Raw genomic sequence first — 21,339 nt, forward strand, 5'->3', positions numbered from 1 at the left:
TCTTACTCACTTTTTAATCAGATCAGCGTACTTTACTGGTTGCATCCAGTCCTCACGGCGTTTGAGCCGTAGCTCAGTAGTCTTGCCATTAGCGCGTGATAGCAACATTGTCCGACCATAAATAACCCAATCACCAACAGCGCGCGTCAGGACGTTACTATCAAAACTTACTTCCCACCCTGTTCGCCACGGCTGACCATTATGTGTCCAACCTGATACTGGTAGGGTTAAGTCAGTCGCATCCAGCCAAGCATCAGCCATTGCTTTAGCTGCGAATTTCTCCGCTTCTGCTTGTGTGTCCGAGCGACTATCGTTAATGATGCGGTGTCGTTTGAGCGCCATACGATCACTTGTGACTTTTGTTTTAAAGTTTTTGCCCTTATCGTTTTGCCCCACCACTTCCATCGTACTAAACGCGTTTGAGATGTCATATTGATAGTCAGCATCGAGTACGTTGTTTTGCTCGTATCTATCGTCGTTATAAAGATAAAATTTAGGCTTTATAGTAGGCTGTGGTACATCAAACGGATTACCGATCATCAGTGCGCCATCAGCTGATAGCCAAACATACTGACCACTTGCTTGTGCCGCCGCTGTTAGCACGTCCCAGACAGATTCGCCAATATCCACACCTGTTTTACCTTTGAGCCAGTCGTTTTGCACCTTGCCAATGGTAATAGGCAGGTTTGCCAAGTCACCACCTGTCACGTACCGCTTGATTAGCTCTGACAGACTAAGATTGGCAGCAGCGTCAATGGGTGCGTGACAATCAATCAGTTGTCCTGCTAGATCGCGTCCTGATAGATTGGTGCTAAGTCCATTACGGCCAACACGCTGACCAATGCGGTCTAAAATGCCTGTTAATACCGTCTCACCGTTACAGCTCACCGTGCAGTTAGACCCACCTTTGACATAGTCAGGTAGTACGTCTTGCTCAGCGTCAAACCAGCTAAAACTAAACGCGTCCGCTGGTACGCCAATATCACTATCGACACTTAGATCATCCCATGTCGAGCACACCACGCCGTCGATATGTAGCGCCATTTTTTCTGTGTCGTTATCGGGCATAACATGACACCTGTGTACCTGCATCAATGACAGACGCATCAACCAGTCCACGATTGAGCCGCGACAGCTCATCAGCGCGCGTATAGTCAGCGTATAGTAGATGAGCTAATAAACGCCAAGTACACGGCACTGTGACTGTGTACTTAGTTAGTGGCGGACGACTATTAATTGTAGCGTCAGTCAAGGCTTGCAGCTGTGCCGCCGCTTTTTTAAGGTCACGAATAATAGGCGTAATATCTTGATTGATGACCGGCAGAGATTGGTCATTTTGTGTACTATCATCAGCGCGCACCTGATCGATTGCCTCTTGTATCTGTTGGCGCGCTTCATCATTAATCGCAATCAAATCACTTGGCGTTAGGGTAGGGTTACGCTGTTCCTCTTTTAATATTTCAATGACACCGCGACTAGTCATTGCAGCTGGTAGTACTTGCCCTGTTCTGCGTAGCGGTGGTACATCACTATCACCGAACACATCGCCAATGGCTTTGATACGGTTAAACAGACGCCGCCAATTGTTCATTGGATCGTAGTCCAGCGGTAGCGTCTTAACGATACCATCCACATCACCGACGATACTGCCTAACCATACTGGTGGATTCAATAGATCGTCCACGCGTACCAGATTTGTGCCAAGATTCGTCCGTACCTCACGCAGTTTGCTACGTATGGTTTCAGGGATACTACGAGATTGCGCGATAGCCGCCTCAGTGCCAATAGCATCAAGCTGCTCTTGATAAACTGTCAGCTCCTCCGCTGGCGTTGCTAAGATAATACTGTCCGCTGCTTGGCTAGTGGCGGGCATTGGTTCAGGTGTAAAATGCTGAATATTTCGTTTTGAGCCACTTACAATAAACTGTAGCTCAACCGTACAGCCGTCTACGATGTCGCTATCGTGCTTGACCCTATAACTTGCGCAAATAGCCTCTTGTGCCCCAAACACGGGATGTACCAGCTCACCTGAGCCTTTGGCATCTAGCGCATTGAGTAAGTCTTCTAACGCCTGTTCATAGTCCACACCTTCTATAAGTGCGGTCATGCTTATATTTTTAGGGTTGTTACCCATATCATGAATATCAGCATCATTGGCATACGGCGCTTGATGAGTTGCAATCGCTTTGTCTTGGCTGTCATCAACGCCAAAATATTCAAACTCAACACCGCGAAAGGATGCGTCATATAAATTTTCTTGCCATGCCATCTATGCGCTCGCAGTACTGGTGAGAAAGTAAGTTCATTATGTAATAGTCGGGCGTGGGCTTATAGGTGATAAAGTTCCGATAAACCAAGTTTTTTGGTTTATAGCTTATTGTTGATACGTTAGAATGAACAATTATCTAATAAAGGGAGTATAAATATGGGAATTGAACAATACGATCATCAAGAAGTAGTAAGACAGACTGTAGCTAAATTATCTTCACACCTAATTAGTCCCACTGATAAAGCTGGTCTAAGCCATAGCCAAGACATTTCTACCGCTAAAGGCTTGTTAAAAGAAATGGTAAAGCGGGGCGTTATTTATACTGCTGACGAGATTTCTTATACTGCTGAGCATGAATTTCATTGGCATAAAAAAGACGCTACTGAACTTGGTAAACTCGCAGAGAAAATAAGTAATGGTAGTAGAGTTCAAGGCGCTGATACTGAGGCAGGACAGAGTAAAGCATTACAAATTTTCCAAGAGCTTGATGATTTACCAACACCTAAATAGGATTAAAGATGAATATATATGTACTTTTAGGAGTTTGGTTAGTACTTTGGGTCGGTGGATGGTGGATCGCAAAAAATAAAATTAAGGCTAAACAGCCGATAGGTATGGGTTGGTTGATTAGCTTGCCTTTTCTGATAGTTTGGATGTTAATTGCAGGATATTTTCAAACAGAACAAACGTTACCAGTAGAGCCAGTCAGCGCGGCAGTTGCAGAGAAAGTTGTAACAGCACCTTCTACAACTCCAACCATCCATAATGACCCTGAGATGGCATTGTCCTTTGCAAAAGAGCGTTTAGCAGAACTAAAATCAGACTACGCAAAGAACGAAGTGCTTTATCAAAACAAAGATACCCAAGGATTGCGCGATATTCGTAGCGAATTATTAAATAATATAGAGGTCGATGAATATAAGCCTCCATCAGAAATGCACTTTTTTATGGGATGTTATGAAGCTTATAATGAGATAGTTCCAATCAATTCTTATTATATAGACGACTCTATACATCAAGATGGTTACAACGTAGAACAAATTGCAGATCACAAAGCAAACTACGAATACTGGCTAGGGCTTTGTGAAGAAAACATCAAATCAAGCTCAGAGCTTTAACGATAGGGTCCAAACTTACCGCGCTTACCTTGCTTACCAATTTCGTCCATCATATTCATTGCCGTTGAGTGCCCGCCAATGGTAATGGTTGGATTAAAAGTTGGAGCTGGTTTACTAGCAATGGCTTGCAGCTGACCAATCATCTGTCCTTGTTGGGCTATCATTTGTCCCTGCTGGCTCATGATTTGACTTTGGATTTGTTTAGTTTGGGCTTGTTCAGAAACCATTTGGTCTTGCTTTTGCGCAGTCTGCTGGTTTTGCTGTATTAAGCTATTAAAGTGAGCATCCAGCGCTTGCTGGCTACTTTCAACGCCCATATTAGCAAGCGCGGTATGAATAGTGCCGCCAATGGCATCCGATAACCCAGCATTTTTTTCGATATACCCTTTATTTATGAGCGTACCTGCGCCATAGCCAAGTGCGCCAGAGTAAGCAACGGCAGCACCTGAAGCTGATACCAGCGCACTGCCACCAGCTATAGCACCGCGCCCAAGCGCGCCGCCTGCACGACCAAGTACACCGCCTGCGCGACCTAATAATCCACCAGCTGCTGCGCCTGCACCTGCCGCACCAGCACCACCAGCTAAAGAGCTGACTACACCAGCTGCTGCTACTGCTGCTAATGCAAGGCCTGCACCATAGGCGGCTGTCGCTAATCCTTCATGCTTTTCCATAAAGCCGCCAAGCGATTGGTTAAAATCGCTTAGCTGCTCATTGACCTGTTTATATAAACCATAGTTGATATTAAGCTGCTCTTGCTGGCGATCCATTGCCGTTGCCCACTCATCACCTTTAAACAGCTCATGTAGCCCATCAACTGTACCACCTGCGTTATCTAAGCCAGACTTAATACGTTCATTCTCTGAGCCGTTAGTACTGATCGCAAGCGCTGCCATTAACGCCTGTCTATCAGCTATGACCTCACCTAAATTTGAGCCTTCTAGCATTGTGCTCATCTGCTCATATAGTGCTTTAGCTTCTTGCCCTTTTGCATTACCCGCTTGCTTCTTAAGCGCTTGATATTGCGAGTCACCAGCCAGTTGGCGTTCAAGCAAGCTGACAAACGCATCAATCTGATCCACACCTTGTAATTTTTGTTGCCGTGCGTACGCCGACCAGTCGAGTCCTCCGCCTTGTGATTTTGGTAGTTGTGGGTCACCAGCTTGTGGTTCAATTTGCTTATTTATTTGCTTACTAAATTCACGCGAGCTTATTTTCTGCAATAGATTGACGACATTGTTACCTGCCTCATCTTGATTACCAGCCGTATTGATAGCGACCTGATTAAGCGCTACAATCTTTTTCAGACCATCAAGTCCTCCATAACCCGCAGCCTTAGCAAGCGGTAATTGGCGGCTAAGATACTGCGCCATCGTGTCATACTCAAACCCACCCAGCTGTCCGCCAGCTACCGCGATATCTTGTCCAAGTGATATTTGATTAGGGTTTAGTCCAAAGTTTTTGAGCTGTAAAGTCACAGCGGCTGCATCTGGCGCGGTCGCACCCGATACAAACGACGCCCGTTGTGTGACGCCCAGCACTTGTTTGACTGATGCTAAATCATATGCACCGCTTGCGATAAGCGTATCTGCCGCCTCAAGTCCGCCCTCACGCGTGCCGCCACCACCGCGTACCGCAGCCATTACCGTTTTATCTAGTTCAACCTTGACCAGCTTACGATCGCTGATACTCATACCCTTACCGTATGTTGCTGTTCCTGACGTTCGGGCTAGCTGTTCATCATATGTTCGTGCAGGCTTAATTTGACTATTAACCACGGCAGCGCCTGCTACGACACCACCGACCATAGCGCCAGCACCCTGCATCTTACCCATCAATGTCCCTGAAGTACGCAGCTCACCATTGAGCCGTCGTACCTCCTCACGCATCGCTCGCTGGGCACGGCGCAGATCGTTAGCGGATGCCACGCCACTTGCACGCAAACGACGATAGGCGCGTTCTTGGTTGCGTATCTCTTGATGTACTTGGCGCTGGGTACGAATACCGAGGCGTTGCATATCATTGATAGAGCGCGTATCACGAATATTTTGCTGGGCGATACGCCGTAGCTCAGCGCCAGCATTGCCTGTGAGCAATAATCGTAAACTAACGGTTTGAGTAGACATAAAAACGCCCTATGTAGTGGTTTTTGATTTACGACGAGCAGCAACCAATTTACGTGGTTTGGCATTGGATGCAGGAGGCGATGGTGGTGTAGACACAGAATTCGCTGGATTGTTTGCTGGTTGTTTAGACTTAGTGACATTAGACGATAATCCGAGCATATCTAACGCCATATCGACAGGCATACCCCAAGCATCAGCATAAGGTACGCCCATCTTAATAAGTAACCCTACTAGGCGGACTTGGTTGCTTGCTCGCGCTCTTTTTTTTCCAGTGTCATGCGCGCAATTTCCAATCGCTGCCCGTCTTGACGGCTGGCAGTATCCAGCTCTTCATACGTTAGCGCACGACCAAGTGTAGGTACGTGTGTCATTACTGCGAGATCGACCAGCACTTGCAAGTCTGTCTCACTAGCATTCATGGATGCCGCATAGCTTTGTCCGACCGTGATAGGACGCAGCTCTACTTTTGTATACCGTACTCCATCGATGCAGATGCCAACTGGTAATGTTACCTTTTCAATAATATCTGTCGCTGGATTGTCTTTTGCTTTAGTCATGATTATTCCTGTTTTTTCGTACTATATTTTGGTTAGTAGGATTAAGTGGCCGCTTGCCCTTCGCCGATTTTATCGAGCGCGAACATCTCAATAGATCGCATTGCTTCACCGTCAAGCTTATAGCTCTCCGATACGTCCGTTGCTTCACAGCCTGTGTAAGTCGTGCGATGACCACCGTCCAGCGACTCAATCGTAATGCGTCCGTCTTCAATATTTGCCCAATCGATATCACCTGATTCGGGGATGATGACTTCGACTGACAGCGTAATAGAGCTTGTCGTTTTAGTTTTTTTTCGGGTGCGGCCTTGACGGTTCATCGTTGCGACAGGCTTCTTACCTGTCACAAGCTTAGGGCTGACACTTGCACAGTCAAACTCACGCCCGTCCACCGTTAGCACGATTGTGCCGACTACATCTGCTTCACTCATGGGTTATCCTTAAATTAATAAACGTCTAGCGTGGTGTTAATAACGTGCATACCGCGCACCCAATAGCTCGGAATATGAGCATCTACCGCTGTTTTATCTGCCGTGCTTTGCATAACAGTCAGCTCATTTTTTGTAGCGGCCACATGCTCGAGTATTTCGGCATCGTCCATTTTTAGGCAACGATCAAGAAGTAGGCTACGTAAGTCCCGACGTGATGCATCGGTATTCTTACGGCGTGGATTGGCTGCTACTGCTGCACGCAGATCGCGGCGTACATAACGCAATACCAGTGCGCCATTAATGTCGAGCAATAAGTCATCCGCTTGACCAGTCACTGGATTGGTGCGGTACGTACTGATTAATCGCACAATCTCAGGCTTGCTATCATGACCCACGTTGACCATTGCCACGCCATCATTTAATGCTTGCTCGATGCGCGTTTTGGTTAAGCGTAGACTGCCATCGACGACTGGCAGTGCAGGTAATTTGCAGCCGTTAAAGGGGAGGGCGGGATCAGCCTCGCTTGCGATAGTCGCTGCAATACTCGCCGATAGCTCTGGCTCAAAGCCAATCGCGCCGTGATAGCACACTGCGATAATTCGGTAGCACGATTTGACTGACGCAAAATTAGCAAATGCTGTGGCATCGTCGACATCGTCAAACGGCACAATCAGGATGGCGTCATTTTGCTCAGTTTTGGATGATACAAAGTCTAAGTGTTCGACCCACGCATTAGCATCAGCCTCGAGCGTAATTGGCGCATCAAGTGCGATTAGTGAGTGCCCGTGTGGGGCTAGTATTTGGTTTGGCATGTATAGCTCCATAATGCTTACTTGTAGATGAGGACAAGAATTAAAATTAAGTCGGTATTGGAACGGGATTTAATTCAGGTTCGGGAATAGAGATCTGAATTGCACAATCAGCAGTAAACTCAATATAGTCACCATCTGCATGATAAACAGCTGGTGCTAGTCCATTACTGTCAAGTACAGCTACCTTATTGACCAATCTTGCCTTAACTAGATTAAAGGCATCACTATAATCTGGAGCATCCGAGTAGCGAGGTGGCAGTGTTAGCATCTCAGCAGCCGTACAGCGCATAACTTTAAGTGTTGTACGCTCTGTTATGACTGTCATTTCATTACTGACTTGAGCTTCAATTAAAAGCGAGTTGAAATTTTCAAAGCTTGTTGACTCTACCAGCGCACGCCACTCTTCTTCTGACATGATGTATGAGCCATTTACAAACGGCACTTGTGTTGATAATTCATCTCTTAAGCTCTGCTGTGTAAAGCACGCGAGGCTTAAGCTATCGGGATGACCAATTGAGTTTTCTGAATCTGCTGTATGACCAATAAGGCAACCATAGGGTGTGCCCGTTATTGATATTGTTGGTACCGCATAAGTCCATTTAGACTTGAAGCCAAAAAAATTAAAAAGATGGCTAAAGACAATGAGGTCGTCAAGATTACCAACTGAGCTAACGTCATACTCAAGGTTTGCGCCTGTAAAGCTAATAATAAAAGAAGGGCTATTGCCGACTTGTACTTTTAGACATGATGAGATCATGAAAAATATCCTTTAATTATTCTTTAAGATGGTAATTGATCGTCTGGTAGTGGCAAGTCAAGATTGATGTAGCTGACACTAGACCCTTTTCCCTTTCCCACAGTTTCAACGCGCACACCCTGCGACACAGACAAGGCAGCAGCAATCATACGACCTGCATTAGAGTTAGCACCACTCACAACATTAGCGGTTGCTGTATCGTAAATAGGCGTTGGATTTGAAGGGGCAGCAGTGTCACCAGTAACAAATACAATGCGATGATCTTGCGTTGGCAGACCCGTCCGCTGCGTCTGTGTATTGATGTCGGTATAGATACCAGGCGTTTTCATAGTTATTCCTTAAGCTCTTAAATTTAAAGGGGTTAAATCAATTTGGTCAGACGCTAGTACACGCGGGTCATCAGCTGCATTGCCGTCAGTATCAAAATAGATATAGTCCATATTGATACGCTCAATGAATGGCACATCAGCATCACGGTCTGGGTCTGAGACGGTGGTGCTCGTATGCCAGTCATACGCCAAGACACTAACCACTTGATTACTCGTTTTAGAATTAAACAGCGACGTAATCTCACCACCATCCAGCGGATCAATAGCCAGCCCCATACGGTTGCCCAGCAGCGCATTTTCGACCAGCTCAATAAGTTGATAACTGCCAATACTAAGCATTGTCCCATCAGCTTTAAATGCGCCCTGACGACTCGTTTCCTCACGTCGTCCAGAATTGGCGGCAACAAGTACGGTAAAGACATAATCACGCTCTCGCTTTTTTGCACCCAGTTTTTTAGGCTTGGATGAGGATTTGAACGTTACCCAAATGGCGGGGAATGAAGCGACAACTTGCGCAAACTCATCAGGTGACTCAGCATCAAAGTCGCCCGCGTAACTCTTAATACCTCGCAAGAACCCACCACCGTGCTCTTGGTTATAAGCGTGTAGCGTATCTTTGATAGCCTGTTCTATCTGAGCCAGCATCTTGTCACCTTAATATTGAGAGTTACCAAACACACTTGGACGCCCGCTCGTCATCTGTGCAAGATTAATACTAGGCGCTGCGTTCGTTTTAGCTGTGCCAGCGCCAATACCAATTTTGCCCTCGTTGACCGCTTTTAGGTTTTTTACTGCCAAGTCATAACGCTTTTCATCGCGCTCACTGACACGGGCATTACCCAGTGCTACGTGATAGCGTGCGACATCACATGCCATCATTTGTACAAAGGGTGAGCCTAAAACAGTAGGTACATGCATTTGCTTGGCAAGATAGGCATCTACTTCCGCATTTGCTGACTCAATCGCTGCTTGCAGCTTTGCTGTAATGATTTCGCCTGTATAAGGTATCTCTGTATCGGTGACCTCTTTCAAGTCTTCCTTACCAAAGCGCGTAATCATTGACTCTATCGTTGCGTAACTGCCCATTGTCCTACCTTGTGTTTAAAGTAACGGAGTTATAAACAACCGCTAACCCTAGCGTTTGTGCGTAGGGTTAGACCTGACTTAGTTAATGTTATTCGTAGCCTTTTAACATCAACTGCCAAAAGCCATAGCCAGCGCCGTAGCGAGCCTCAGCCCCAAATTTATAGGTAGCACGCGAAAATACACCATCCGCATTCATATCAGTCTGCGAGACAAACACAGGCTTCTTACGCTCTTGAATAATCAGAGCCTTGACGGGCATAGATGTATCTTCTAAATACCAAGTACCAGCTTTTAAATCATCAATGACCAGCAACTCAGCCGTGTTTTTGTAGATATTTTGATCACCATTTTCTAATTTATCGGCAGTGAGCAAGGTGCGCGCAGTATCTTCAAGGTCAGGTCCGACAATCAGCAGGTTTGGCTTAACCTTTAAATTGCGACCTTCATAATCTGTAAGCGAACGCATCTTAGTACGACCAACACCATAGCTGGCTTTTGCAGCAGCGGCAGACTCAGCAGACAGCGCTTTGTTATGTACGTTACTCATGGTCTTATCTTCACCTTTTACAGTGACAGGATGAGCACTCGAAAAGAACGGCTTGCCGTCATAACATAGACTGGTTTGACCTTGATTGATTAACTCAGAGGTTAGCTCATCAGGTAGCTGCTTGGCTGACCAGCCTGCTTGCTGACTCATATTGTTATACTGGCCAATATTGTCGTCTTCGATATCATTACGTTTGACTTCGACTGTTACTTCAAAGTCATCGTTAACGATGCTATAGCCTTGCTTGGACAATTTATTGATTACTTTGTCGCCGACCCATTTACGCATACGCGGCATATTTTGTAGCCACGCATAGGTCTCTTGTGAGTTAGAGCTTGGCACGACCATCGCTACTTTCTTGTGAAAGCTTTCAGTCTTATTAAACGTATCGTTATAGACTTTCTTAAGCCCAGCAGCGATAGCATTTAGCGTTTGTGCATTGACGTTCATAGTGTGTCCTTGATGTTAGTATTAATTTGATTCATTCGTATCGCGGTGTGGATTAAGCGCCGAGCATACCCACAGGCGCACCGCCAATCTCGACCCACGCCTTACCGCTATAATCTACACCCATCAGCGTACCGACACCCAATGCCGCAGGATCACCATCAGTAAATTTGCCAACGGTATTTTTTGCGGTCAGCACCACAGTAGTACCGATATCAGCGGCAGTGACTGGATTTGTCGCATCGTTACTTAGTAAAAACTGACGATTACGCGTGATCACAATTGTATTATTGGACGCTGGTGCTTCAGGGCTAGCAGTCGTTTCAGATCGACCCATCAAGTATTTGGCATCTGCATCAGTCGCAGGCACTGCCTCTCCCGTACTATTAACCGCTACCAGCTCACCCTCAGTGATAGCGGTGATAGCAGCAATCATTAAAGGCAGTGAGATACCATCGCGGTATGGTGTATTTAGCATGATTTGTCCTTTTAAATTAAGTTAGCAATTTGGAATAACTACTTAGGCGTTAAGCTCCGCAATCATATCGGCGTGCGAGATACCCATACCGTTTGCAACTTCGATTTGCTCAGCTGATAGTGCCGTGATTTTGTCGCCCGCGACAGGATCAGGTTTGCCAGTCGTTTGCTTTTGATTAAGTGCAGCGATGATAGGCGCATTATCTAAAAACGCTTTAAAGCCAGCAGGATCAGATGCGGCATATGACTGTGCCCATTCTTCTTGTGCAGGCAATAAACGCCCGTCAGACAGGGCAGCAGTCAATAGCGCAGCATTAGGATCGACTTGATTGCATTGTAGGGTTGTGATTTTTGCGTTTAGTTCCGCGACGGTTTCAGTCATCGTCTCAACTGGCACATACTTAGCTGGGTCAGGCTTAGCAGTATGAGTAAACACACTAGACAATGCTGCCAATGGCTTGTCCGCATCGATGATGACTTTGGCATCAGTCGCTTTAGTTTTAAAGTCGTCGACTTGCGCGGATAGGGCAGTCACGGCTTCATCTTCAGTCGTTGACTCTTTGAGTCCAAGCGCAGCAATAACATAAGCAAGTAAAGGGTTCATAGGTTTGTCCTGATCTTGTTTTGGGGTAAATTTTGCAGATAACGCTGTCAGCTCATCGAGCGTCAGTAGCGCGGGTTGATTGGTGATAGCGACGTTCATTACGTTTGTGACATTACCGTCCGTATCGTAAGCAATGACTGGTGATTTATAGCGGTACTCATTACCAGCGATAGCTTGTGTCGCTCTGGTCGTCCAACTTGGTGCGCGGTTGCACAGTCCAACGCCATCCACATATTCAAACTGTCCCGCAGCCAACCACCCAGCAGCAGGTGCTGGCTGACCATTTTTTTCGGTGTATAACGTCTGATGCTCATAGTCGATGACCATATCAGTCGGGCGCGCGTTTAGCATCTGTGCCAAAACGCGACCAGACGTGCTGTTCAATTTCCAGCTATCACACTCGTGTGGTCGCCCACTGCCGTCGCCGCTTCTCGTCTCCCCTTCAGGGAATACTAAAAAATATCCTTCAGGCGTGCCAGTAGCGCTGGCAATAGTCAGTGATAGTGCGGCAATGTATGGCGGGGCTATTTTTGACATAGTGTTTGATTCTCTATTTGTCTTAATTGATCTCAGTCGTTTTTAAGTGATAACGGCACTACATAACGCCCCCTTAGCACATATTTAGCTTTCAGAAAGTCTTATGATCGCAGACGACAAGTATTAGAGATACGGGACACAGTTCCGACTTTAAGTAAGGTTGTTTGCACGCACACAAAAAAACGCCCTCTTAGGAGCGTTTAATTTATAAGTAGAGTAATCACCGCGTTTTATCTTTTGCGCCTGACAGTCGTAAATCTAACGACCCTCTAACGCTATTCATTTACCATATGTTTGATGCACTATCTGAAACTACGTCGCAAATGTGCCATCAGCACCTGATTGATGCCCGTTTCTGCTTCAGGCTGCAAATAACCATTAATATCAATCGGTATGTAAGGACGTGCTGGTATCTTAACTTTACGACCTCGACCTGCCATGCCGCCCCATTGTTGTATAGCAGCATACGCGCCTGATTGGTTACCACCGCCCGCACTGATCGTGGCGCTCGTGGCATCACTAAAGGTTTGAATACTGTTGTATAGCGAGTCAGAGCGCCTAAGTAGTCCCGCTGTACTAATACCTAAGCGCTCGTAGTTTTTAATCGTTACCTGAGATAGCTCTGGCCATTTGGGACGCCCTTGCATCCGAAAGTTTTGCTGCGTCTGACTGAGCAGTTGCGCGCGTATAGTCCGCATCAGCGGTGCAGTATTGCTGGTTTGCCGAGCTGCTTGGTTGAGTACCCGTTGTAGCTCATCTGTAATTAATATCGTTGATATTGTCATATATCGCTCTAAGTTGTTGATATTGACAGCGATTGACGTTACGCTAGCAATAGCATTGGTACTCATAATGGTACGAGGACGGTTGCATTAGTGATTATCAGCATAATCACCAAGCCGTGTGTAGTGGGTTCAATTCCCACCCAATGCCTTCTATTTACTATCGACCGTGCTCAATAAGCGCGTATAGTTAGTACCATTGTTTAAGTTACTAGCCGTATCGAGCGAGATAGTACGTATCACATTGCCGATGTAATTTTGCTTTGCTTCGACTACATCGCGCCCCTTTATCCTCTCGTTCATTTTGACAATCAATTTGTAGCTTATGTCTGGTGTATCAAATACCAGTACGGGTGCGTTGGTTATATTGTCCCAATACAAACTATGAGGCGCTGTTAGATTACGCACAATATTTGCGACCCAGCTGGGATCATGCCGTTTATGTGCCCGATCCAAATGCTGCAACGTAATACGATCATGCAGAGTAATAACCGCGTTTTCTAGCGCCAATCCTTTTTCGTCTGCCAGTTTTTGTACAAACTCAGGACGTACTACGCCAACGTGTCGAAACTCACCCTTTGGTCTAGTCGGGTCAACACTATCGACCCATGTTTTTACATCGTCATTAAATCGGCTAAGCACTGACTCACGAGCAAGTACAGCTTGCATACTGTTAGCGCCCAGCAAAGCAGGTACTTGACCTGCTTTATCGAGCATTGGCTGCATCGGTAGCGCATCGCCTGTATGTACCCAGCCCGCGTCTGTGCGGTATACGGGCATATTAGGCAAGCGCATGACATTGACAGGGGCAGTGTAAGCCCCATAAGTACCCTGTACGATGACAGATTCAGTGGTCACATACTGGCTGATATCATCGTATATCGTATAGCCGTCAAGCGCACCGTACTGCGCGGCTTGCTCAGCAGTCAGTAATATCTCATCACAGCGGCAGCCGTAAGCACAACGGGGTCGTATGGATTGATAGTAAGGGTCATCGCGGCGAAATATTTGCCCATTGAGTGATTGGTGACTGGGACGCACGCGGTTATCTCCGCGAGATAACCACATCGCATAGGGGTATATATCGTAGTCACCATCGTGGCGGCGCGCCTTGTGATACGCTTGATTGATATTGGTTTCATAAATACGCTTTAGCCGATGGTCACTACCCAACTGCACAGGTTTGATACTACCATCAGGTAGCGTCATATCTTTTTTACCCCACCAGCCTTTTTCCTTGAGCATCGGCTCGATAGACGCTTGCCATTGCTTAAATGACATATCACCTTCCATTGCTTCGACCAATGATTGCTGCACTTGCTTCAGCATATCCATGTCAGTCATCTTAGCAACGACAAAGGCGTGATCGTGCGCACGCCCTTGCACTTCTAGATAATCAATACTGGCACGTGGTTTTTTATCTTGTAGATACTGGATAGCATCATCAGGACGACGACCAAACAGGCTTTGCAGCGTTACGTTAGAATCAGGCATTTACACATCCCCAGCGGGCAATTCTAACGGTTGCGCGTGCAACTTACCCCAGAGACCAGCAGCACACAAGTACTGTTCCAAATTGGCTGCCAACTCATCGACCGCCTGATTTGGCTCAGCATTGGACAGTAGCGCCAGCGCTTCGTCATAACTTGTTGCCGATGCTAGCTTATCGACCAGCGCTTGTCCCAGACGGGCACTCATATCAGTAATATTATTGTCCCAGTCGTCGCCAGTAGTTGCCTCATCGATCCCGCGCTCTGCTTTGTCAATATTTGCGTGCTCACGTTTGACAGGGTCAGTTTTCGCAGCCAACGCAGCTCGATGCGCATTGAGTGCAGCAGTGAGTGCCGTAGGCGTTGCAATATTCCCCACACTTAAGATCGGCTCATCATCGTCCGCCATTGGTATATTAAGCTTACTATGTAACCAGCTAGCACCAATGCGCATACCATTGACACCAGCCAGCTTAGGTATTGCCTCACTGAATGTTGTAATGTCTTCTGGCTCTGATAAATCAAACGCAAACTTAGGGTAGCGGCGCGGGTGGACGCTCGGATAATTTAATCGCATCATTGAAGCTACGATGTCACGACTGACAGACGCTGCGAGCTGCTTGGCGTCACTATCACGTATTTCAATTCGCGCCACTTCGTGAATGTTACCAAGTGCGTTAGTACTAGATTTACCATCGCTTTGAGTAGTCAACGTACCGCCAAGTATCGCTTTAGACTGTGACAGCTCACACCATTTGATCATTGACTCAAACGGATCACTATTGCCTTTGGCGGCTTCTTTAAAGTCGATTTGCATACCTTGCGGGACAATACCAGCAGCGCGGTGTCCGATCTCCATTACCGCGCGTAATAAAGTAAATTTCTCAGCCTCGGTTGCGCCCGCAGGGTATGTGCCTAAGCGCATAGGTAGACCATAAATTTCTAAAAATTCGGCAAGATCACGCACTGAGTAGTTTTTAAACACGTACGGCCACGCAAGGATACGGTGCAGTCCACCACGTACCAGATAACCGCTCTTAGCTTTGTGCGTGTGCATCAAAAACGCATGATCCCACAGCGCCTCTGGCGCATCGATGCCATTACCGAGCATCAGCGTTTTATTGTCTGGTGCAATTACAAAGCGTTGTGGTATGACAAACTCAAGTGATTCGACATACCATGTACTGCCATCGCGTATCCAGTTGATTTCTTGTCCGCTAAAGCCTTTACCGATAGCATCAAGAGCGTCTTTAATGACAATATCAAAATCATTGATCGCGTGCATAAGGTTTTGGATAGTTGTTGCCTGCTCCTTTTCAGCGGCGGTTGCACCTTCAGGCGGTTTGATGTACCAATCAAGCGACAGTAGGCTACGCTTACGCTTATCAAGTTCAGCAAAGATATGACTGTCACGCTCTTCCATGTCCTCAAACAGCGCCAGCATATCGTTCATATTGCCTGATTCTGCGCCTGTAAGTAGTTGATGGAGCTTAGCGGGTGTTAGTCCTACCGCTGGGTGCGTTAGCTCTGGACGCTCCCACACGTGGGCGCGGTCATCAGCTGCTTGTACTTGTGAGCCGAGCAGACGTTTGATCTGCTTTTGCGCGATTGGAGCGGCTTGGCGTAGCGCTGAATAAAATGACATTAAAAGTCCTTAAAATAATATTGTTAACCTAAACCTACCAGCCACCATTACCCAAAAATCCACTCAATGAGGCAAGCTTGTCAAACACATCACGCATACCTCGTGGCATCTCTGATCTATCAATTGGCACTGGTGTCCAATCCAGCTCAGGCGTGGGAAACTTACTCGCATAGTCACAGAGCAAATGAGCAATACCACTATCACCGTGGCGCTTACTGCCTGTACTACTGGTAGTACGCTCCGCTGGTATCCGTGCCACGCCTTTGATTTTTTTAAACAGTAAATGATCGTCACGGATATCACGATCAGCGGGCATATCCTCAATCGTCCCATCCGTTAAGCACTTACCGAAATGCGGCGTATGCTCGGCGTACCAACTTTCAGACATATTGATAGCATCAATACGATGCGCCCCAAATTTGATTTGTAGCTGCTCAGCTAAGAAGCCACCGTTACCCGTCGCATCATTAGCGCCCTTGCTAAATCGCGGCGTGCGCTCAATTACATGGATACAGATGCGTTTTTGTTGATTGTATGGCGTCTTTTCCATCTCAAGTACGTACGGACAATAGCGGCTCATATTCAAGCGCTCCGCCTGCCACCACATCGAGCTGGCATCGCGTTTACGCGCAAAATCAAGTCCATAGTAATGCGGGTGTGTCTTATCAAGCGTTAGCAATACAGGGTCGGCAACTTCTTCTAACCACTTATCTACATGGGTGTTACGGGCGTCCTCAGTCCACAGCTCAAAGCCTTTAGGCGGTACAAAGCGGATTACTTGGCTTTCTTCATTTTGTAGCTTTTCTAGCTGCCCCATTGTCAGCCAGCGTCCTGAGCCTTGCGCGGGTATCACGTCCAGCTCTTCCTCAGCATCATCACCGTAAAATTTATAGACCTCAGCCATCCACGCCACTTCTTCGGCCGCATCGTAATCTCTACCCAATCGCAGACAGACACGCTTATATAGCCCTTGCTCGACGGCTTCCTTAAACGTGGTTTTATGTACCGTGCCGCTACGTTTCAGCGCCCGTACTTCTTGGATTAGATCGTTAAAGGCATTCTCATCGCCGTTATGCGTTGAGATAATCCGCACTTTACCGCCCCAGATAAGTAGTGCTAAAGCGGCTTTGATTAGTCCAGCAAGATCTTCGTGGAACGCCGCCTCATCGATGACGACTACGCCTTGCTTACCACGTAAGTTAGACGGGCGAGAGGATAGGGCAGTGATACGGTTTTTGGCTTTTGGGAATCTAATCGTATAGGTTTTGATTTCTTTATCGCCGTCTTCATCGACAAAGATACCTTCTTCAATTTCGCTGGCCGCATAGTTAAACGAGCGCGCCCACATCGCACAGGCTTCGATAAACTCCATTGTCATGTCTTGGTTATAGCCAACATAGTAGACATTTTGCCCACCAGACTTTTTATCAGATGCCGCAACCAAAGCACAGTCCGCAGCCTCTGCCCAAGTCAAGCCGATACGCCGTGATTTCTCAGCGATCTTAAGCTGTGACTCGTCTGCTATCCATTTTTGCTGATACGGTAGCAGTACTGCTGGTGCTTCCAGATCAGTATTGGCATCAAGTAATGGCGGCGTCTCTTTTTTGGTCATCAGTCTGCAATCCCTAGTATCGCTTTACGTATTTCTTGTACCGCCTTGCCACTCAGACCACCTTTACTTGCTAGCTGCTCAACCTTATCAGCAGCAGCATTGGCTTTGTCTCGTACTTCAATCTGGTGCTTTTTTTGATTGACTGATGCTTTGGATAGCTCTGCAATACCTTTACTGACTTTAGATAACGCCGCAAGACGATCCATTGGATTAATATCTTTGTCATCATCTAGGCTTTGCAGTTGTACCAGCGCGTTAAAAAACTCTGACTGCATCATCGTAACAACGGTAGACGACAGCGCTCCAGCATCATCAGGATTGCGCTCAGCCATATAGATAGCCGCTTGCGTAGACAATGACACCGCTTGCATCTTCTGTTCATGCTTTTTGCCAAAGCGATGGACAGAAGATTTGCTAATCTGATAGCCAAGCTCGGTCAACCAATCTGTTAACTGCTGATAGTCTTGAAACCCTGAGTCTTCAAGGCGTACTTTTAATAGCTCCAAATGCTCAGACGTAAGTTGATCTACTGCGCTTTCACGTGCCATCTTCTAACCCCAGTATTTAGCAGGGCGTGCGATACCAGCAGGACAATCCACGGTGTATTCGACCATATCGACACCGTTGCTGTTTAGGCAACTGTGCCAATGACCATCAGGATGTTTAACCAGTACTACAAGCGATTTATTATCAAGGTAGTCCAATTGACTGTGCAGCTCTTTGACAGTCGTATCAGGATAGATACAGCGCACTACATCAAGTAGTAGTGTGTCTATAGCCCCTAGCGGACGAGCTTTATCTAGAGCATTGAGCAGATGCCAGCGCATACCTTCTCGGCGACTTTTTGCCATATCAACGGACATCATCATTCCTTATTTTTTTGCTGGATAATCAAGTTATAGACGGCGTCAATCTTGCCTTCCACTACTGTAAAAGAGCGGATAAAATCAGCCTTAGCGACATATTCGCGTGGTAGTTCTGCTTTTAGTTCTAGCATTTCACGGTCAAGCTTGCGGATAGCATTGGACTCATTAGCCATCTGATTAGATAATTGATTTAAATCATGCTTAAGGCCATCATCACGCTCGCGCAATGACGCATCAAAACGGGCAAAAAGTGCCTTTCCTGCGCCCAAAATTGAGCCTGCAATGGTCAAAGCAATCCCAATCGCTTGATAGGTATCTAGCTCTAATATCATCGTGAATCCTTATCATGGTAGCCTTGACACTCAGCACAACGTATGGCGTGCGGTGCAGCGGCTTTACGCGCTACACCAATAGGATCATCACAGTCGATACAATCCGTAATATCGTTAGCAGCTGGAGTTTTGATATGTGATAAAGCGGCGTTTAGATGCACAGCAGCGATTTTGTTGGCATCATCAATAATGTCACCCATTGCCACCGCCTTTAATCGGCTTGCCCGTGACTAGGCGCAAGATGGCATTAATAAAGGAGACACCTGAAGCAATTACGCCATAGACCTCTGCACTCATATGTTGTTCAAGCGCTGGTGTAGCAGAGCTAGCAAGGGTCGCAGCAGTGACGATCAAGTTAAACCAAATAGTTTTTGACTGATACCAATGCTTAGGCTCAGCCTTCACTTGCCCGTATTGAGCGGGTAAAAAGCCTGCTTCATCGGTATACACTGTGCTTTCACCAGAATCATGGCTGTGCTTTGGCAACTCATCAACGGTCAGCTGGCGAATGTAACTTTCATCAGAGCCACTGGCTTTATCAAAACCAAAATGCTCTGTATTTTGTGGCTCATAGTTGTCTGTCATGACCTGTCCTTATTGTATTTGGCTAAGCGTATGAGCAGCTGCACTAGCCATCTAATGACTGCCAGTGCGTTCTTTAGCTTTTTAAAACAATCCATAAATACCCACTTATGCCAAAAACAACGCACGCTCTTTTTCGCGGCGAGTTGCTAGACCAGGCTCGTATTCAAGCACACCATTTTTGCGGACTTTATTAAACGGTAAGAAGCTATCAGCGGCGGCGGCATATTTACCTGCTTTGATGTTGCGATAGACGCTAGAGCCTTTCAGACCCATAATGCCGATGTTGTAGACTAGTGATATCAACGCATCAAACATATTTTGCGTCAGCTCACCGCGCTCAATCTCATCAGCAAACATCATATTGACGGCAGGGCTAAAGTCTTGGTTGAGTACTGTCTGTTTGATGCGTGCAGCCTCGCTACGCGTAACAGGCTTATCATTCATACTTACTGCGCGACCATCAGGATAATATGTTGAGCCATAACCGATGGTCGGTTTTTTGGCAGTATCAAGGTAAGGATGAGTACGGAATCCCTCAAATTCATTGAGCAGCGCCATACCATCATCAGACAGGCTCATTTCTTCGCCATTAGACCAACCATTCACTTTAGCCAAAATAGCTTTTAATTCAGCTGGATCAGTTAGCGCCAGTAGCTCATTTGCGCCATTGACCATAATTTGCGTCAACCGCTTATCGGCTTGTTGTGAGCGCATCCAATCAAAAAATTCCTTTTCAGTTAATACGGTTTGAGTCATAGTCAGCTCGGCAGTTAGATAATAGGATAGTAAAGTTGTGTAATACCGCTATCATCTCAAAGCCACAGACCTATAAATACGGGTCACAGTTCCGATGATTACTGAATCTTCAAGCTACAGACACAAAAAAGCCGTTAGACACAGAAGTATCTAACGGCAAGAGTAGGGGCTATTTGATTAGATATTAGCAATCAAACAAGCATAATTGCAGTCGGGCATAGGCTTGCTTTGCTAGCTCGTTATCATGATTTTTAATGATCTTGCGTACAGTACGCACATGCAGTCCGTATTCAGTAGCCAGCGTGCCTTTACCAGTACCCGCTGTATATTTACTGATTATTTCACTGTTGCGTTTTGCCAGTATCTTTTTTTGCTGCATGGGTAGCGTAAGCGGGCTGCCCTGAAAGTAGTAGCACATACGCAGTGCTACATCAATGCCAAGTAGTTTCACCAGTTTATGATCATCATTTATTTTTTCAGGTGGTGGTACATATAATTCTTGCCCACGATAAGCATCGACGACTTTCTCCGCTGCATCATGACCGATTAGCATTTCAAGCTGCCGATAAGTTTTGGTATTGTAGCGATCAGGCATCAGCTTGCACCTCCGTAAGCCTAGCCATTTTCTGATTGTGCTTGGTCAAAGCCGTTACAATACCGCGCAGCTGACGGGGTGTACAAAATGTTAGCGCATCAACTTTGTACATATGTTTTGCCATTGACTCAGCATATTCCCACGGCTTTTTGCCAACAGTCAGTAGCGCTTCAATTTTATCTACCAATGCTTTTTTAGCAGCCGCTGCGTCTGGCTTTTTGGCCTGATGTTTTTTGGCGGGTGTCACCCTAAAGCCGTGCTGTTCCATGTGATCGACGACTTTACGTAGCGCCGCTGCTGTGCAGTCTTTGCTTGAGCTTTTACCTGTCACTTGATACAGCATCTCGCGATATGTGCCGTCATCCAGCCCCAGCTTATTTTTGCCGATATGCACGAGCTGCATCATCTTCTTTTTCTGGGGAGAGTACGCCATCGCAGACCTCATAAACACATGATTTATTGGATATTTGTCATTATATCCAAAAGGGAGTGTTTAGAGTTATGAGCCAAAATTATTTTAAACATTAGTTCTAAACAAAAAACCCGCTAACAAGTAACGGGTTTTTTGTGTTTATTGGACGT

The 21,339-nt window shown here is 46.4% G+C and carries 28 protein-coding genes and 1 tRNA gene; 3 read left to right on the forward strand and 26 right to left on the reverse strand.

Translation table 11 applies throughout. The annotated features are described in order from the left end of the window. Nucleotides 1-6 precede the first annotated feature (6 nt). On the reverse strand, nt 7-1,068 hold the full coding sequence (locus CIK80_RS11020) for a phage baseplate assembly protein (RefSeq protein WP_095570023.1): 1,062 nt from the start codon (nt 1,066-1,068) through the stop codon (nt 7-9). Next, on the reverse strand, nt 1,058-2,269 hold the full coding sequence (locus tag CIK80_RS11025) for a DNA circularization N-terminal domain-containing protein (protein ID WP_095570024.1): 1,212 nt from the start codon (nt 2,267-2,269) through the stop codon (nt 1,058-1,060). Before CIK80_RS11025 ends, CIK80_RS11020 begins: the two co-directional genes overlap by 11 nt. A 156-nt stretch (nt 2,270-2,425) precedes the next feature. On the opposite strand from CIK80_RS11025, the gene CIK80_RS11030 reads away from it, so the two are divergent. Both CIK80_RS11030 and CIK80_RS11035 read left to right on the forward strand, forming a co-directional pair. Next, nucleotides 2,426-2,779 (forward strand): hypothetical protein, encoded by a 354-nt coding sequence (locus CIK80_RS11030; RefSeq protein WP_095570025.1) that lies wholly within the window; start codon nt 2,426-2,428, stop codon nt 2,777-2,779. Nucleotides 2,780-2,787: 8 nt separating this feature from the next. After that, entirely contained in the window at nt 2,788-3,387 is a 600-nt protein-coding gene (locus tag CIK80_RS11035; RefSeq protein ID WP_095570026.1) for a hypothetical protein, read from the forward strand. Here CIK80_RS11035 and CIK80_RS11040 read toward each other — a convergent pair. The 13 genes from CIK80_RS11040 to CIK80_RS11100 form a co-directional block, all read right to left on the reverse strand. After that, nucleotides 3,384-5,513: a phage tail tape measure protein gene (locus CIK80_RS11040; RefSeq protein ID WP_095570027.1), complete on the reverse strand. Its 2,130-nt coding sequence runs from the start codon at nt 5,511-5,513 to the stop codon at nt 3,384-3,386. The genes CIK80_RS11035 and CIK80_RS11040 overlap by 4 nt on opposite strands. 9 nt (nt 5,514-5,522) lie before the next feature. Further along, nucleotides 5,523-5,726 carry a hypothetical protein gene (locus CIK80_RS11045; RefSeq protein WP_095570028.1) on the reverse strand — a complete coding sequence of 68 codons (204 nt, stop codon included), beginning with the start codon at nt 5,724-5,726 and terminating at the stop codon, nt 5,523-5,525. Between the two features lie 17 nt (nt 5,727-5,743). After that, on the reverse strand, nt 5,744-6,070 hold the full coding sequence (locus CIK80_RS11050) for a phage tail assembly protein (protein ID WP_095570029.1): 327 nt from the start codon (nt 6,068-6,070) through the stop codon (nt 5,744-5,746). A 41-nt stretch (nt 6,071-6,111) separates the two neighbouring features. Further along, nucleotides 6,112-6,498, reverse strand: coding sequence for a hypothetical protein (locus CIK80_RS11055; RefSeq protein ID WP_095570030.1), 387 nt, complete (start codon nt 6,496-6,498; stop codon nt 6,112-6,114). A 14-nt stretch (nt 6,499-6,512) separates the two neighbouring features. Next, complete coding sequence (locus CIK80_RS11060; protein ID WP_257011753.1) at nt 6,513-7,310, reverse strand: phage tail protein; 798 nt, start codon at nt 7,308-7,310, stop codon at nt 6,513-6,515. A 46-nt stretch (nt 7,311-7,356) separates the two neighbouring features. Then, nucleotides 7,357-8,067: a hypothetical protein gene (locus tag CIK80_RS11065; RefSeq protein ID WP_095570032.1), complete on the reverse strand. Its 711-nt coding sequence runs from the start codon at nt 8,065-8,067 to the stop codon at nt 7,357-7,359. Nucleotides 8,068-8,090: 23 nt separating this feature from the next. Further along, nucleotides 8,091-8,396 carry a hypothetical protein gene (locus tag CIK80_RS11070; RefSeq protein WP_179288373.1) on the reverse strand — a complete coding sequence of 102 codons (306 nt, stop codon included), beginning with the start codon at nt 8,394-8,396 and terminating at the stop codon, nt 8,091-8,093. 9 nt (nt 8,397-8,405) lie between these two features. Next, nucleotides 8,406-9,041, reverse strand: coding sequence for a phage protein Gp37 (locus CIK80_RS11075; RefSeq protein WP_095570033.1), 636 nt, complete (start codon nt 9,039-9,041; stop codon nt 8,406-8,408). A 9-nt stretch (nt 9,042-9,050) separates the two neighbouring features. Then, nucleotides 9,051-9,482: a DUF1320 domain-containing protein gene (locus tag CIK80_RS11080; protein ID WP_095570034.1), complete on the reverse strand. Its 432-nt coding sequence runs from the start codon at nt 9,480-9,482 to the stop codon at nt 9,051-9,053. Nucleotides 9,483-9,570: 88 nt separating this feature from the next. After that, complete coding sequence (locus tag CIK80_RS11085; protein WP_095570035.1) at nt 9,571-10,479, reverse strand: Mu-like prophage major head subunit gpT family protein; 909 nt, start codon at nt 10,477-10,479, stop codon at nt 9,571-9,573. 52 nt (nt 10,480-10,531) lie between these two features. Then, entirely contained in the window at nt 10,532-10,954 is a 423-nt protein-coding gene (locus CIK80_RS11090) for a hypothetical protein (protein WP_095570036.1), read from the reverse strand. A 42-nt stretch (nt 10,955-10,996) separates the two neighbouring features. Further along, nucleotides 10,997-12,094 carry a phage protease gene (locus CIK80_RS11095; protein WP_095570037.1) on the reverse strand — a complete coding sequence of 366 codons (1,098 nt, stop codon included), beginning with the start codon at nt 12,092-12,094 and terminating at the stop codon, nt 10,997-10,999. Nucleotides 12,095-12,396: 302 nt separating this feature from the next. Continuing rightward, a complete protein-coding gene (locus tag CIK80_RS11100) occupies nt 12,397-12,945 on the reverse strand; it encodes a phage virion morphogenesis protein (protein ID WP_257011754.1) in 549 nt (182 codons plus the stop codon). Between CIK80_RS11100 and CIK80_RS15360 the strand changes: the two genes are divergently transcribed. Next, nucleotides 12,932-13,027, forward strand: a tRNA-OTHER gene (locus CIK80_RS15360). The two genes, CIK80_RS11100 and CIK80_RS15360, sit on opposite strands and share 14 nt — an antisense overlap. 2 nt (nt 13,028-13,029) lie before the next feature. On the opposite strand, the gene CIK80_RS11105 is transcribed toward CIK80_RS15360, so the two are convergent. The 11 genes from CIK80_RS11105 to CIK80_RS11155 all read right to left on the reverse strand — a co-directional run bounded on the left by CIK80_RS11105 (nt 13,030) and on the right by CIK80_RS11155 (nt 21,190). Further along, nucleotides 13,030-14,370: a phage minor head protein gene (locus CIK80_RS11105; protein ID WP_095570038.1), complete on the reverse strand. Its 1,341-nt coding sequence runs from the start codon at nt 14,368-14,370 to the stop codon at nt 13,030-13,032. Next, nucleotides 14,371-16,011: a DUF935 domain-containing protein gene (locus CIK80_RS11110; protein WP_095570039.1), complete on the reverse strand. Its 1,641-nt coding sequence runs from the start codon at nt 16,009-16,011 to the stop codon at nt 14,371-14,373. Between the two features lie 34 nt (nt 16,012-16,045). Further along, nucleotides 16,046-17,623 carry a hypothetical protein gene (locus tag CIK80_RS11115; protein ID WP_257011755.1) on the reverse strand — a complete coding sequence of 526 codons (1,578 nt, stop codon included), beginning with the start codon at nt 17,621-17,623 and terminating at the stop codon, nt 16,046-16,048. Beyond that, nucleotides 17,623-18,171: a phage protein Gp27 family protein gene (locus tag CIK80_RS11120; RefSeq protein WP_095570040.1), complete on the reverse strand. Its 549-nt coding sequence runs from the start codon at nt 18,169-18,171 to the stop codon at nt 17,623-17,625. The genes CIK80_RS11115 and CIK80_RS11120 overlap by 1 nt, the downstream gene beginning before the upstream one ends. Before the next feature lie 3 nt (nt 18,172-18,174). Beyond that, nucleotides 18,175-18,486, reverse strand: a complete 312-nt coding sequence (locus tag CIK80_RS11125) for a hypothetical protein (protein ID WP_095570041.1) — start codon at nt 18,484-18,486, stop codon at nt 18,175-18,177. A gap of 2 nt (nt 18,487-18,488) precedes the next feature. After that, nucleotides 18,489-18,821, reverse strand: coding sequence for a hypothetical protein (locus tag CIK80_RS11130; protein WP_095570042.1), 333 nt, complete (start codon nt 18,819-18,821; stop codon nt 18,489-18,491). Continuing rightward, entirely contained in the window at nt 18,818-19,021 is a 204-nt protein-coding gene (locus CIK80_RS11135) for a TraR/DksA C4-type zinc finger protein (protein ID WP_095570043.1), read from the reverse strand. Before CIK80_RS11135 ends, CIK80_RS11130 begins: the two co-directional genes overlap by 4 nt. Further along, on the reverse strand, nt 19,014-19,406 hold the full coding sequence (locus CIK80_RS11140) for a hypothetical protein (RefSeq protein ID WP_095570044.1): 393 nt from the start codon (nt 19,404-19,406) through the stop codon (nt 19,014-19,016). The genes CIK80_RS11135 and CIK80_RS11140 overlap by 8 nt, the downstream gene beginning before the upstream one ends. 105 nt (nt 19,407-19,511) lie before the next feature. Further along, on the reverse strand, nt 19,512-20,162 hold the full coding sequence (locus tag CIK80_RS11145; RefSeq protein WP_095570045.1) for a lysozyme: 651 nt from the start codon (nt 20,160-20,162) through the stop codon (nt 19,512-19,514). Nucleotides 20,163-20,346: 184 nt separating this feature from the next. Beyond that, on the reverse strand, nt 20,347-20,757 hold the full coding sequence (locus CIK80_RS11150) for a Mor transcription activator family protein (RefSeq protein ID WP_095570046.1): 411 nt from the start codon (nt 20,755-20,757) through the stop codon (nt 20,347-20,349). After that, nucleotides 20,750-21,190: a regulatory protein GemA gene (locus CIK80_RS11155; RefSeq protein ID WP_179288374.1), complete on the reverse strand. Its 441-nt coding sequence runs from the start codon at nt 21,188-21,190 to the stop codon at nt 20,750-20,752. Before CIK80_RS11155 ends, CIK80_RS11150 begins: the two co-directional genes overlap by 8 nt. Between the last annotated feature and the right edge of the window lie 149 nt (nt 21,191-21,339).

Origin of the sequence: Psychrobacter sp. JB193 (assembly GCF_002285555.1) — a bacterium.
GTDB classification, from domain to species: domain Bacteria; phylum Pseudomonadota; class Gammaproteobacteria; order Pseudomonadales; family Moraxellaceae; genus Psychrobacter; species Psychrobacter alimentarius.